We start from the raw sequence: 13,309 nt of genomic DNA, 5'->3' as shown, positions 1-13,309 counted from the left end.
CCTCAAACCCTTGCAAAATCAACAAAAAAGTGTTTTAACGCAAAACCTCTAACCTGTGCAGAACCCATAAAAAAGTGTTTTAACGCAAAACCTCTAACCTGTGCAGAACCCATAAAAAAGTGTTTTAACGCAAATCGAGGTGAGTCACTCTCAAATCCTCAAACCCTTGCAGAATCAACAAAAAAGTGTTTTAACGCAAATCGAGATGAGCGAGATATGAACGAAGCCGAAACCCGTGCCGAACTAATTGACCCCGCACTAAAAACCGCAGGCTGGGGAGTTATTGAAGATAGTCGCATCCGCCGCGAAGTTATTGCCCCTGGTCGCTTAGTTGGCAATGGTAAACGCGCTCAGTCAGACATCGCCGATTATGTCCTGGTTTATCGTGGTGAAAAACTCGCCGTTATCGAAGCCAAAAAACGCGACTTACCAGATACCGAAGGTTTAGGACAAGCCAAAAAATACGCCGAAAAATTGCAGACTCGATTCGCCTACTCCACAAATGGCATCGGTATCTACCAAGTAGATATGCACACAGGGGCAGAAGGCTACATCAACCAATATCCTACCCCAGAGCAATTGTGGCAAGCCACCTTTAGCGAAGATAATGAGTGGCGCGATCGCTTTGCTGCCATCCCCTTTGAAGACAAAAGCGGCACATGGGAAGCCCGTTATTACCAACACAATGCCATTAAGCACGTCCTAGAAGCAATCTGCCAAGGACAAAACCGGATTTTGTTAACGATGGCAACTGGCACAGGTAAAACCTTCATCGCCTTCCAACTAGCCTGGAAACTCTTTCAAAGTCGTTGGAACCTCAGCCGACAACCCACTCGTCGTCCGCGAATTTTGTTTTTAAGCGATCGCAATATCTTAGCCAACCAAGCCTATAACTCTTTCTCTGCCTTCCCCGATGATGCCCTAGTCCGCATCGACCCCGAAGCTATCAAAAAACGCGGTCGAGTCCCCAAAAATGGCAGTATCTTTTTTACCATTTTCCAGACTTTTATGACCGGACGGGACGACGCTGGGAATCCTACGCCCAAATTCAGCGACTATCCCCCCGACTTCTTTGACTTTATTATCATTGATGAATGTCACCGAGGCGGAGCCAGTGACGAAAGCACCTGGCGGGGCATTTTAGAATACTTCTCCCCAGCAGTACAACTGGGACTCACCGCCACTCCTAAACGAAAATATAACGCAGACACCTACGCCTACTTCGGCGAGCCAGTCTATACCTACGCCCTCAAAGACGGCATTAACGACGGGTTTCTTACTCCCTTTAAAGTCAGGCAAATCGAAACTAACCTAGATGAATATATTTACAGCACCGAAGATGAACTGATCGAAGGTACAGTAGACGAAGCCAGAACCTACACTGAAGCTGACTTCAACCGCATCATTGAAATTAGCGATCGCGAACGCTATCGGGTGCAGTTGTTCATGGAAGAAATCGACCAGAATCAAAAAACTCTGGTGTTTTGTGCCAACCAACCCCACGCTCTAGCTGTGCGGAATTTAATCAACCAAATGAAGATTAGCAGTGACCCTAATTACTGTGTCCGCGTCACCGCCGATGATGGGAAACTGGGAGAACAGCACCTCAGCAACTTTCAAGACAACGAGAAAACTATCCCCACCATTCTCACCACCTCCCAAAAGCTGTCCACTGGGGTTGATGCTCGGAATGTTCGTAACATTGTGCTGATGCGCCCCATCAACTGGATGATTGAATTTAAGCAAATTATTGGTCGCGGTACTCGCCTATTTGATGGGAAAGACTACTTCACTATTTATGATTTCGTCAAAGCTTATGAACACTTCAAAGATCCTGAATGGGATGGCGAACCCCAGGAACCTGTTCTCGTCAAAATTGCCAGAGGGGGAGAGAAATCAGGTGCATACAACGACTCTACAACAGATAGTGGTATAAATGGGGGCAGAACTAAAAACGAAACTACAGAAGTTCCCAGCCCTAAAACCATCAAAATCAAACTCGCCGATGGTAAAGAACGGACTCTCCAGCACCGGATATCTACTAGCTTCTGGAGTCCAGATGGTAAACCTATGAGCGCCGCAGAATTTGTGCAACGTCTCTTTGGTGAAATTCCTGAACTATTCAAAGATGAAGACGAATTAAGAGCAATTTGGAGTCGCCCTGACACCCGTAGAGCTTTATTAGAAGGACTGAGAGAGAAGGGCTATGGGGAAGAACAACTCACGGAAATTAGCCGCTTAATTGATGCCGAGAAAAGCGATTTATATGATGTGCTGGCTTATATCGCCTATGCCTCTCCACCTATGAGCCGCCGAGAGCGTGTCCTCGCTCACAAATCATTAATTTTCTCGCGCTATATCGGCAAACAGCAAGAATTTCTCGACTTTATACTCGAACAATACATCAAAGCTGGGGTGGGGGAACTCGATCGCACTAAATTACCTCAACTTTTAGAGTTGAAATATCATACCGTTCGTGATGCTGTTGAAGAACTAGGAAGCGTTGCGAATATCAGTGAAGTATTTATCGAGTTTCAGCAGTATTTGTATTCACAGGACATAGCAGCTTAATTAGGCAGATGGCTAAAATTAAGCACCTCAGTTAGAGGATCAACTCAGAGCCATATAACCGTAGCTAAAAATGGCGATCGCTTGTTTTGTAGTGAGGATGCGATCGCAATTCCTTCTACAGCAGAATTTCAATAACTATTAGATAATCTTATACCAATCCCAGAAAAGAATGCGACAGATGGGTAGCGACTGTCTTAAAACCAACTTACTCGTGCATCTAGTCCATAAGCTCGCAATAGCTTAACAAGACTTTCAGCAAGTGAGCGATCGCTAAATGCTCCAGCATTCACATAATCTCCTAGACTGGATTGCTCTGTAACAGCATTGGGTATATATTGTTGCACTTTACTTAGAGTCTCATTACTAGAGATGGGAATTATTACTCTGTAAGGATAATTAGCAACTAATGTGTTGCCATTGGTAACAGGTACTACATAGTCACTGTTTTGAGTATAATTGCTCCCAATCGAGCTATTCAACCCTAATGCTTCCCAAGTTTGCCAATCTACATTTCCAGTCGAATTAATTCGAGAATATTGCTGGAATGCAATCACAGATTGTCTGGTGTAATCGCTGAAAAGTCCATCAGGATTCGTATTAGAGAAACCCAACTGTGCTAAACGCTCTTGAACTAATCTGACATTTTCTCCGCGATCGCCTACAGTTAGATAATTTCTATCTGGTTGTTGAATGCCACCTGTAGAGAATCTACGCACTAAGTCCAAAACTTGGGCATTAGCAATGCCATCAACGGGTAGTCCATTATTTCGCTGGAATGCAATTACACCTTCTCTAGTTATTGGGCCAATATTCCCAGTGGGATCAGCATTTAAATAACCTAGCTGCCGCAAACGCACCTGGAGTTCTTTGACTTGTTGAGTGGAAAGACTCGATCTTTCTGAAGTCGGAGAAGAACCCATTAGTGCGTTCCAAGTTTGTCGATTCACAATCCCGTTAGCGGTTATGCGATAACTTCGCTGGAATGCAATTACAGCATCTTTAGTAATTCGTCCAAAATTCCCAGTCGGATTAGCATTAAAGTAGCCTAACTGCCGTAGACGCTGTTGTAGCTTTATTACTGCCGAACCACTACTGCCTTCTCTTAGAGAAGAATACTCACCACCTGTACCAAGACCACTGGATATTGCTTGTTGAGTTCTGGTATTGACAATACCATTAGCAGGAATTCCAGCAGATTGCTGGAATCGGATTACTGCTTGCTGAGTCTCTAAGCCAAAATAGCCTGTGTTCAGGCCGTTAAAATATCCTAACTCTCGCAAATCTTGTTGTAGCCTTGAGACTGCCGAACCTCTGCTATTCAGTTGCAGTGTACTGTTGGTATTAATACTTGGAGATTCACTCTCGCCATCTTTAGAGGGAAGATTATTATTTAATATATTAAGAGTTTCCTCTAGTCCATTTTGAGTACTCTCAAGTTTACTTTGGACTTCTTGAATTAAAAATTGTGTTGATTCTCCTCCTACTTTTACCTTTTGCAATTGTGCATTAAAATCTGCTATTTGATTTCTAACTTTATCTAATTCTGCGTATGTATCATGTGCTTTCTGTTTAACTTTTTTAATTATATTATCAGCATTTATTTGCTCTATAACTATTCTCTGTATTTTAATTTTTTGTTTATCGTTCGCTTCAAATAAATTTTGATTTTCAAATTTTGCTTTTCCTATATTATTTTGTAGCTTATTAACTCTCTGTTCTGCTTTTTTTTGAATATCTTTATATATTGCAATTTTTATTTCCAAATCTTGGCTTTTTTGTTGATTGTTTTTTCTATCTTGTTGGTATTTTTCCTCAGCATTTTTGATTTGTATATTCAAATTTTGATTTGTTAATAAAAGTTGAATAGACTCTGAACGCTTCTTTTGTACTTCTTTATCTAAATTTACAAGTTGGTTATTTGCTGTCTCTAATTTTCGCTGTGCTTGTCGGGCTATTATTATTATTATTGCTGATAACACTGAGGTCATAGCCAATACGAAAATCCCTATACGAATCTTCAAATTTGCTTTTTTCTGAGAATCAGCCAATGTTTTATTCGCTTCCGCTAATATTTGGCTTGCCTCTTTTTCAAAGACTAAAGCAATTTCTACTGCTCTTTTATCCAATTCCTGGCTAGCAGCTAAAAACTGATAATCACGATCGCTCAAGCTTTTACCGATAGCCCATATTTGTGCGTCTTGTAAATTCTGGCCACGCAATAAATGTGATTCATCCTGACAATAGGAATCTAACCATGCTTGAATTAATTCTGCATAGGGACGCATTTTAGCTAAAACTTTATCAATCCAATTGTCGTCAAAAACAGCCTTATAAATATGGTTATAAATCCTTAACTTATTCTGTTGCTTAACTACCAACCCTGATAGTCGCAATTCCATTTGTTCTGAAGTCTCATCAAATGCAATTTCTCCTTGTTGCAAAATTTGCTGATACAACCCCAGTCGCCGTCCTGCATGTTGCTCATTTTTGAGGATTTGATCGCGTATAGTCCTTAAATGCTCCGGTTCATCCTGTGATTCCCAGTTCTCGATGATGTGCGATCGCACCAATTCTTCAACTCTCCCCACTTCTATATCAGCAGGAATAATTTGACAAAGTTTCTGAGTGAGAAACGGTTGCCCACCCGTCCAATCTAGAACCTCTTGCAGAATCGTTTGAGGGTTACTGACTTTTCCCACCAATCCCTCAAGTAAAGGCTGAACTTCAAACAGTTCAAAGCCCTTTAGTTCAATTGCTCTACCAATATTAAATGGCGTGCGGTTTTTATCTTGAATCAAATCTGAGGGTGTAGCCACTCCTAACAGCGTAAAAGTAAGACGCTTATATTGTTGCTTGTCAGCACGCTGGTTATAGCAGTCTCGAATTAAAGCAAAAAAGTTGTCAGTCGAAAAATTCAGGCTAAGAACGCTATCGATTTCATCTATAAAAATGACAATAGGTTGAGAAACTTCAACCAGCAAAACTTCTTCAATAAATTCACTTAGTCGCTGTACCGGAGAAAGATAATCGCGATCGCGCCACCAACTTCGTAAATTAAACTTGCTTGAAAGCTCAAAACTACTGACTAAAATACGCACTACACCCGCATACCATTGATCTGATGTAACGTGCTGGCTACCAATTTTTGTCAAGTCGATTACAGCACAGGCAATACCTTCGTTTTGTAGTCGTTGCATTGTTTGCACTCGCAAGCTAGACTTGCCCATCTGCCGCGAATTCAAAACATAACAGAACTCGCCAGCCTTCAACGCTTCATACAAATCTGTATCTGCTTGGCGCACCACATAACTGGGAGCATCAACTGGCAAACTTCCCCCGACTTGATATTCGTAGGCTGGGTTTGGTGCTGTGTTCATTAATTGACTCTCAGGCGATCGCAGAAATATTGACGATACAAATTGCAACGTGGCGTGACATCATTTCCTTGCTGTAGTAGCAAGCCCATGCTGAGTAATTTAAAGCATTCTATCGAATTCAAGCGAACAGGGCTAGTAGCGGCAACTACTTTCTTAATTGCAGCAGCTAATTCCGGATGCTGTTCTAAATTCCACAAATGCCTTCGTAAATGGTCGCTATAAGGCCCAGCTTCTGTGGGTGCTTTTTGTAAGAGCAAGTTAAGGGTAATATCCTTTCTGGCAATGCGATAAATTGCCATCCGTACAAGATAGGGATGTCCTCCTACCATTGTCATTAACTGCTCAACTTGATTAAAACTCCAATTAAGTCCATGCCTTTGTGCTAAATCTAGTACCTGTTGGGCATTAAACTCTGGTAATTCAATTGGCAAGCCTACATTAAAAGGTGATTGGTTAATATTCAACGGAATATAAACTTCGGTAGAATGCACCACTACCAACCGCAGTTTCTTCCAAATCTCCCGATTTTTTCCATCTTCATGCCAAGCGCGTAGTAGTCCAAAAAAGTCGGCAGCAATTTCGGGATATTGAAATACACAATCAACTTCATCCAATCCCAACACTAGCGGTTGGTTGATTTCTGCCAAAAGATACTCCTCAAAATAAGCAGTACAATTATCTTTACTACCAAAAATCTCGTCCCAGTAATCTGTTAACTTGTTGGGTATCCTTAACCTCCGTCCTACACTTGCACAAAACCACCGGAGGAACTTGTCCAAATCAGCAAAAACCTTTCCATCCGCTAACTGAAAGCTCAAAGGTACAGTTAAATAATCTTGTTGTGAAGCTTGATGAAGAATCCGCGCCATGAGAGAGGTTTTACCCATTTGCCGAGGCGCTTTAATCCGAATGAGAGAACCTGGCTTCAAAATTGCCTCATTGCAGCGAGATTCAATAGGAGGACGTTCAACATAAAACTCTGAAGCTAAATCCACCTGTCCTTCAGGTAATTCTGGTTCTGCTACTGGCATGGGTGGATCTGAAGGCAGAAGGATGATTTTCTCCTCTATGCGAGTGGTAAAGTCTTTAGCTTCCTCACTACCTGTCAGTAAACTCAAGACTTCGTGCAAAATTCTAGAAGTATCGGCAGGCGACTTCCATTCTCGCTGCTGAATCTGATTTAAATAACCTCGCAAATCATAATTGAGTGGTTCACTCCAAGGAAAGTTGACGCGAATCGGCAAAATTACTGGTTTATGTTCTGAACGTAAATCCTGCAACTGTTTTGCCCGTCTTACCTCTTCTGTCACCATTTCGCTAGTGGCTGATTGTGGAGACAACAGCAGTAAGAAGTAATCACAACGTTCTAATTCTCTATCAATACGTTGGGGCCAGTTTTCTCCTAAGCGAATACTCTCCCCCGCCATGAATACTTGATGCCCAGCAGCTTTGATAGCTTCGTAAAAATTCTGGGCGAGGCTCAAATCTGGATCTTGACTGCGATAGCTAATGAAAACTCTGGCAGTTTTGCTGGCTGGTGGTAATGGTGGCACATTGGGATGAATATCTATAAATTTTGACAAATTTGACCATTTTTCTAACACTGTCGATAGTGGTAGAGCCAATGCACCTTCTGTGTTGTCGTAAGCTGCAATTAATCCAATGACTCGTTGAGTTTCCGCGTCAAACACAGGTGAACCACTGTAACCTCCTTGTACCTGTTGAGAATTCGCCTTGACACGCAATCGCAGCATTGGCAAGTTGCCAAATTCGGACTGGGAGTTAATGTCAGTGATCGTGCCATCAATCGAAGCGCCTAGAGGAAAATCTAGCCGTCCATAGCCAATAGACAAAAATCGATCCATTGGCTGAAAATTTAAAGATATGGGCGCTGAAGCACCCTGATAACCAGGTAATTGCAAGATGGCAAAATCATCGCTGGTGCGATTGCCCAAATAAATTAACTCAACTCTCTGACGATTGATTCGGATTTTTTCCCAACCACCAACTGACTCAACTACATGAGCGCAGGTAAGTAAATATCCTGTAGGTAAGACGAAAAAGCCTGTACCTTGGATATTACCTTCTGGAGTAGCGATCGCCACTGTACAAGCTTTAACTAAATCCCAACTCATGAAAATTTATTACTTGTTTACTTCTGGTGTCAGATTCCATGTGATTTTCACCTTAAGTGATGCTTGTCCAGCAGATTCGACTACATAGACTGAGCCTTTGGCAGTAAAATTCACGCCAAACTCAACTTCTCCACTCATGGGTTGCGATTCTTGCTGCAAAGTACGAAATGCCTTTGTAATTGGGCGACACCCATGAACAATCAAATCCCTCACTGCATCAAAGCTCGCCTCTATTTTTTCTATAGGCAACTCACCAGGAGCAGATACACGGCCCACTGATACATCTGGGACATCAACTGCTACCAAAATCGTTCCGCCATCCTCTGTATTCAGTTCTAAAAGTTTACGAGTCATAATTCAATTAGCTTGTGAATATCTGTAAAAGTATCAATTAAGTAATTTTTCAAATAAATTTATCTAGGATTTTTAGGTAAATATTTTTTTCAAAGGAAATTTAACTAAGGATAATTGCTAAAAAAATGATACCAAAAAAGCAATTCCTTTAAAAACTTATACTAATTCAAAAAATGTTTGCGACAGATACAGAAACCGCCCAGAAACGCAATATTGAAGCAGGTGTGTTGCTCACTGATTCAGCAACAGCCCAAGCCTTGCGCTTGTAGTTTGACAGTTCGGTGTCTCACAAAATCCTGCGTCCTATTCCTGGGATTTGATTGTTGTAGCGATCGCACTCAAACTATATCAACCTGAGAAACAACATTCTCTTCACCTTCATCTGATACGTATTCCAACAGTTCCCCTGGTTGACAATTCAACGCTTTACAAATGCCATTCAATCGTTCCGGTGCTAATCTTGGCATTTCATCAACCTTACGTAATCTATAAATTGAGTTTTCAGTTATACCAAGTAGCTTGGCTAGATCCTTATTTTTAACCCGCTTTCGTGCCATCACTTCATTTAATTTCCAGCGAATCACTTGATTCTCAGACATACACTACATCACCAGTTTAGTCGCTGCTAGATGTAGATTTATCTACTCTTCAGTATTTGATTTTAACAAGTAGATATATAACATTCTAAGTTTTATTAATCTACACTTGACGTATTTATACGTGTCACGTAGATTAAGTTATAGACAAAACAAAAGCGATCGCCACTCCGGGAAGAGACTGCGATCGCCTTTTGTACAACCCCATTGATGAGGTCATTCACATGATTACACAAGAAGTATTTGACAACCAAACTTTGGCACAATCAGAGTTTGAGGAATACGTTGACGAGTTAGCTGATGCAGTAGCACCAGAAATTGAAATCGACTCAGTGCCAGATGATCTTGGAGAAATGTACCGAGTTTGGTATGGTTCTCAGCTTCTGGGAACTTTTTATCAAAATTTTGAGGGCAAATGGGTAGCACAACCCTGTAATAGAGATGAAAGACCTTGTTGCAACACTCCTGAGTTAGCACAGATTTTCATCGTCGCTGTCAACGGTTTGCTAGTAGCGGATGTAGCCTAATAACTTTCATACATTAATTTTCCATTACCTGGAGACGTGAACTGAATCACGTCTTTTTCTTATTTAGAGTTTTTTCAATAGCGCTTCTGACGCTTCACCATTTTTGCAAAAGACAAGGAACAATGAGCGCATTCCCCTAGCTCCCAATCAGCAGGGATTGGAAATGGTGTCTCACAGTTAGTACATTTTGTTAATAAACCCAACTGGTGGCGATCGCACTTCATTTTCTCCTTAAACTGCCACTCAATGCGGTGACAAGGAACTTCTGCATAGCAAGCACCACATAACCGAATTGGTCTAGGTTTCATAGTCACACCCTTGGGTGGCAGCATCTCATATAACCTCTCGACCTGCACACCAATTAGCTTACTCAAAGCTTTTAATTCCTCAAGACTCGGAAAGGGATTGAAATAAAGCTTCTCCCATCGCGTTGTGATAGCACCAAGACCAGTAATTTTTCCTAAAGAATATCCTGAAGGAAGACTGTTAGCCTTAAATCGGCGCAAGCGTCCCAGATAATGACTGATGCTTTCATTTGGGTATGGCTCAACATAGCCTAACCTTGGCAGAATGTCATAATCTTCATTTATTGCTATTTCTGTTTTCTGGGGGAATGTATTTTCTGCCATACCGACTAGCGATTTTTTCTAAAATGCCTCGATCAACTTTGCCAAAGCCATTCTTGAGTGAATGTAAAACTGCCTTAGTGAGTATTTTGACTAGCAGCCCTATTCGCGCACCTGTACTTTCAGCTAGAATCTCGAATATAGGACTACAAGATAAATTAGAAGCTTCGGGCAAAGCCAGAATATCGAATTCAATTGTACTTAGTGTTTTCTTAAAATCATCGTATTCTAGGCGGTCAAACTCATACAGTGTTGGAAAGCTAGTCAACAAATCAAAATCGGCCAAGATTTTATCTAGCTCCTGTCCTCCAACTAAGACGACAGGAACATGACATTCGTCAAAAAGTTGCTTGAGGTCTAGCAGTGCTTCTCTTTGGAGATTTTCAGCATTGTCAATAATGACCTGTTCTATCCCAAATAATTCAAGACTACCAGCCAATCTTGGACGTAAATCTACCCGCTTACCTGTTGGTGCTGCGTGGTTAATATCCTTAAGAATTTGCGAAAATAGACGCTTGGAACTCGATGCTGACCAAGCTCTTACATACGAAAGTTTTTTCCTATCCTCTTCTCGATAGTGACGAGACGCTCGACTTTTCCCCACATCTCTGGGGCCAATTACTCGACCGCATTGTTTCAATATCCGCGACTCATCTAACCATCTGAAATATTCTGAAGCACGATCAGTTGGTATGAAGCAATTATTGAATATCTCTTCAACTTCAACGACTTTAGCAAGTTGAGCATTTAAATCTAGCTCAGGAGCTAAGGCTTCAACGGAGGACTGAATAGAAAGTTGCGATCGCGCCATAAATTAATTACCAAATCTTCTTCAAATGTTGTTTACGGTTAGGGACAAGCAGCTTGTGTCTCTCCTGCTCTTGAGTGTCAACTTGACCAGATAGTTCTGGTTGAAGTTCTGTTGTCTGAACCTGTATTTCTTCCCTTGAAACTCTCTCTGGCAAGAGTTCCAGCTTGTCATCTTTCTTTGAAGAAACATTAGCTCTACTTTTCCTCAATTCAACAACATTTGAGGTTTTCTTGGAAGCTGAACGTAGACGCTTTTGTTCTGAGCGTCTTTTTTCCTTTTTGTCTTCTTTACGTTCCTCTACAAGTTCCTTCCGTTTACCTAATGCTAATAAGGCATCATAGTTAAAATGCTCCTTACGAGCTTGACTTCGCTCTTTATTCAAGGCTTTCAATTCTTCTACGCTCAAATCATGGGTATCCATGTTGACGGCATGAGCATAACCCAAAAATTCTTCTCCATTATCATTAGTTTCGCAACTGTAGATGTATAAAGTCAGAATATGGTCTGGATCATATCTAAGCGTTACAAATTCACCTCTATATGCCTTGAGTGATTCTCCTCGATAAATCAGGTTCTCAAACTGTATAGATCCATGCGCTTGAACAACTCGTTGCGCTTCTTTCATCAAACAGATATCTAATTCTCGCTCATCCAAAGGTTCAGGTAGTTTTCTTCCCATTCCTGTAAACCAGCGCTCAAATCTTGTTTCGCGGGGATCTTTGGGATATGGTTCGTGGTTATAAATATCACAAAAGAAACTAGCTAATATCTTGTCTATATTTTGTATTGTCAAACACGCTTCTTTCTCTGCATTTTTAGGCCGTTCCTGAACATTTGACCCTGTATAACCAGGTAAATCTTTGAGAACTTGAGTATTAATAGTTCCAAAAAGCCGTTCTACAATACCGCCTTCGGGAGGGCGATCACGTAGTTCACACTTAAATCCTAGTTTCTTACCAATGGCTTTTAGATGTTTTGATCCCAAATCTTTTCCACCATCAGTAAAAAAATATTCAAAAGGAGGCCCACATACCTCCCATGCTTTATTTAGCTTATAGTCGTCAGGATAGTTTTTGGGCAAAATGCCGTGTCTTAAGGCTAAAGCCACCTCTGTAGAACCTGGTTGTTTGATCCATAAGTGGAAACCAACAACACAGCTTGAAAAAGTATCCACAACAGTAGTTAGCCAAGGACGGTCAGACAATAAATTACCATCACTATCAACTATGCGAATATCCAGCTTGGTATGGTCGCATTGAATAATTTGGTTACTAAAGTCAGCCTTCAGTAGTTGCCCATCTCGTGTTACAACTGTCATCCAAGATCCCGAACCCGGATTTCTGACTTTTGTCTTCTGTTTATGTTGTGCGATTAAAGGATCTAAAATCCTATAAACAGTAGCTTGATGAGGATAATCTCCTGGTTTCAGCTTAAGGTCAATGATCGCGTGTCGCTTTACTTCTCGAACTATAGATGCTGGTGAAGTTGGATGTTTGTCTTTAATACTTTTTTCATAAATTGCTTTGATAAATTCTTGCCAGTCTTCGCTGACTCGATGTTTTCCCTTATCTGAGCGCTGTACTCCTGCTGATTCTGATAACTTGTCATCATGATATTGCTTGAGGAGACGTTCCACCTGGCGAGTAGAAACACCAAGAGTATTTGAAACAGCTTGCTTTCTCTGAGACTTAATCGTGCGATTCGGTGATTCAGCAAGCCACTGGATCAGATTAAATGTCAGTTTATGCCTATCTGATGTTTCCAGAATAATTTGAGATGGATCTACAACAAAATTACTCTTGTCAAGAAAAATAGCATCTGGAGCTTGCGTTAATTCTTCCGTGGATTCAAATTGTTTGTCTGCCATTGGAGTGAAAAACACTCATGAATAATTAAGGTACTAATGTACCATTATCTAACTAAGAATGCGACATACAATTTGATAAATACCTAAGTCTTAACAAACGACATTTAATTTGAGAATCTAGGATTTGCGACTTAGAAAATGCGAATTAAGCAATTTTATTTCCTATGTCACTAAATAGTTTATATCCTTACAGGATAATGGTTTTAGCTATTTAGATGCTGTTGCGACACATCTGCGAATTGCGACATTTAATATGCGAATGTACAAAATAATTATTGTCACTTTTAAAGAATTAATGTCCATTTTTTCCAAGTTTAGGGGCATAAGTTACGTAGTTATGCGGCTTTCAGCAATTAAATCAGTTTTAAAGAATTATTGTCCAGAGTTGAAACCAGTTTTAAAGAATTATTGTCCAAAATCCGCCTGTAAAACTCGGCTAAATAGA

At 40.9% G+C, this 13,309-nt stretch carries 10 protein-coding genes; 2 read left to right on the top strand and 8 right to left on the bottom strand.

All coding sequences use genetic code 11. The features are described from left to right. The first annotated feature begins 216 nt into the window (after positions 1-216). A complete protein-coding gene (hsdR, locus tag VB732_RS21170) occupies positions 217-2,571 on the top strand; it encodes an EcoAI/FtnUII family type I restriction enzme subunit R (protein WP_323232870.1) in 2,355 nt (784 codons plus the stop codon). Positions 2,572-2,765: 194 nt separating this feature from the next. Here the strand turns inward: hsdR and VB732_RS21165 are convergent, their stop codons facing one another. The 5 genes from VB732_RS21165 to VB732_RS21145 all read right to left on the bottom strand — a co-directional run bounded on the left by VB732_RS21165 (position 2,766) and on the right by VB732_RS21145 (position 9,257). Beyond that, on the bottom strand, positions 2,766-5,948 hold the full coding sequence (locus VB732_RS21165) for a peptidoglycan-binding protein (RefSeq protein ID WP_323232869.1): 3,183 nt from the start codon (positions 5,946-5,948) through the stop codon (positions 2,766-2,768). Next, on the bottom strand, positions 5,948-8,083 hold the full coding sequence (locus VB732_RS21160; protein WP_323232868.1) for an AAA-like domain-containing protein: 2,136 nt from the start codon (positions 8,081-8,083) through the stop codon (positions 5,948-5,950). The genes VB732_RS21165 and VB732_RS21160 overlap by 1 nt, the downstream gene beginning before the upstream one ends. 9 nt (positions 8,084-8,092) lie before the next feature. Further along, entirely contained in the window at positions 8,093-8,437 is a 345-nt protein-coding gene (locus VB732_RS21155; protein ID WP_323232867.1) for a CU044_2847 family protein, read from the bottom strand. A 338-nt stretch (positions 8,438-8,775) separates the two neighbouring features. Continuing rightward, positions 8,776-9,036: a helix-turn-helix transcriptional regulator gene (locus VB732_RS21150; protein ID WP_323232866.1), complete on the bottom strand. Its 261-nt coding sequence runs from the start codon at positions 9,034-9,036 to the stop codon at positions 8,776-8,778. Positions 9,037-9,131: 95 nt separating this feature from the next. Then, positions 9,132-9,257 (bottom strand): hypothetical protein, encoded by a 126-nt coding sequence (locus VB732_RS21145; RefSeq protein ID WP_323232865.1) that lies wholly within the window; start codon positions 9,255-9,257, stop codon positions 9,132-9,134. On the opposite strand from VB732_RS21145, the gene VB732_RS21140 reads away from it, so the two are divergent. Then, complete coding sequence (locus VB732_RS21140) at positions 9,258-9,560, top strand: hypothetical protein (RefSeq protein ID WP_323232864.1); 303 nt, start codon at positions 9,258-9,260, stop codon at positions 9,558-9,560. A 74-nt stretch (positions 9,561-9,634) separates the two neighbouring features. Here VB732_RS21140 and VB732_RS21135 read toward each other — a convergent pair whose 3' ends face one another. The 3 genes from VB732_RS21135 to VB732_RS21125 are packed head-to-tail and all read right to left on the bottom strand — an operon-like array spanning position 9,635 to position 12,864. Beyond that, a complete protein-coding gene (locus VB732_RS21135) occupies positions 9,635-10,189 on the bottom strand; it encodes a TniQ family protein (RefSeq protein WP_323232863.1) in 555 nt (184 codons plus the stop codon). Beyond that, positions 10,143-10,997: an ATP-binding protein gene (locus VB732_RS21130; RefSeq protein ID WP_323232862.1), complete on the bottom strand. Its 855-nt coding sequence runs from the start codon at positions 10,995-10,997 to the stop codon at positions 10,143-10,145. Before VB732_RS21130 ends, VB732_RS21135 begins: the two co-directional genes overlap by 47 nt. 7 nt (positions 10,998-11,004) lie before the next feature. Further along, positions 11,005-12,864: a transposase gene (locus VB732_RS21125; protein WP_323232861.1), complete on the bottom strand. Its 1,860-nt coding sequence runs from the start codon at positions 12,862-12,864 to the stop codon at positions 11,005-11,007. Positions 12,865-13,309 lie beyond the last annotated feature (445 nt).

This window comes from Nostoc sp. UHCC 0252, assembly GCF_034931145.1.
Taxonomy (GTDB): domain Bacteria; phylum Cyanobacteriota; class Cyanobacteriia; order Cyanobacteriales; family Nostocaceae; genus Nostoc.
The sequence above is the reverse complement of the archived record's forward strand: the minus strand, read 5'-3'. Positions and strand labels throughout refer to the sequence as shown.

Excerpts from the sequence above, each read along its gene's own strand:
- hsdR (WP_323232870.1), top strand. The coding sequence starts at position 217 with ATGAACGAAGCCGAAACCCGTGCCGAACTAATTGACCCCGCACTAAAA.
- VB732_RS21165 (WP_323232869.1), bottom strand. The coding sequence starts at position 5,948 with ATGAACACAGCACCAAACCCAGCCTACGAATATCAAGTCGGGGGAAGT.
- VB732_RS21160 (WP_323232868.1), bottom strand. The coding sequence starts at position 8,083 with ATGAGTTGGGATTTAGTTAAAGCTTGTACAGTGGCGATCGCTACTCCA.
- VB732_RS21155 (WP_323232867.1), bottom strand. The coding sequence starts at position 8,437 with ATGACTCGTAAACTTTTAGAACTGAATACAGAGGATGGCGGAACGATT.
- VB732_RS21150 (WP_323232866.1), bottom strand. The coding sequence starts at position 9,036 with ATGTCTGAGAATCAAGTGATTCGCTGGAAATTAAATGAAGTGATGGCA.
- VB732_RS21140 (WP_323232864.1), top strand. The coding sequence starts at position 9,258 with ATGATTACACAAGAAGTATTTGACAACCAAACTTTGGCACAATCAGAG.
- VB732_RS21135 (WP_323232863.1), bottom strand. The coding sequence starts at position 10,189 with ATGGCAGAAAATACATTCCCCCAGAAAACAGAAATAGCAATAAATGAA.
- VB732_RS21130 (WP_323232862.1), bottom strand. The coding sequence starts at position 10,997 with ATGGCGCGATCGCAACTTTCTATTCAGTCCTCCGTTGAAGCCTTAGCT.
- VB732_RS21125 (WP_323232861.1), bottom strand. The coding sequence starts at position 12,864 with ATGGCAGACAAACAATTTGAATCCACGGAAGAATTAACGCAAGCTCCA.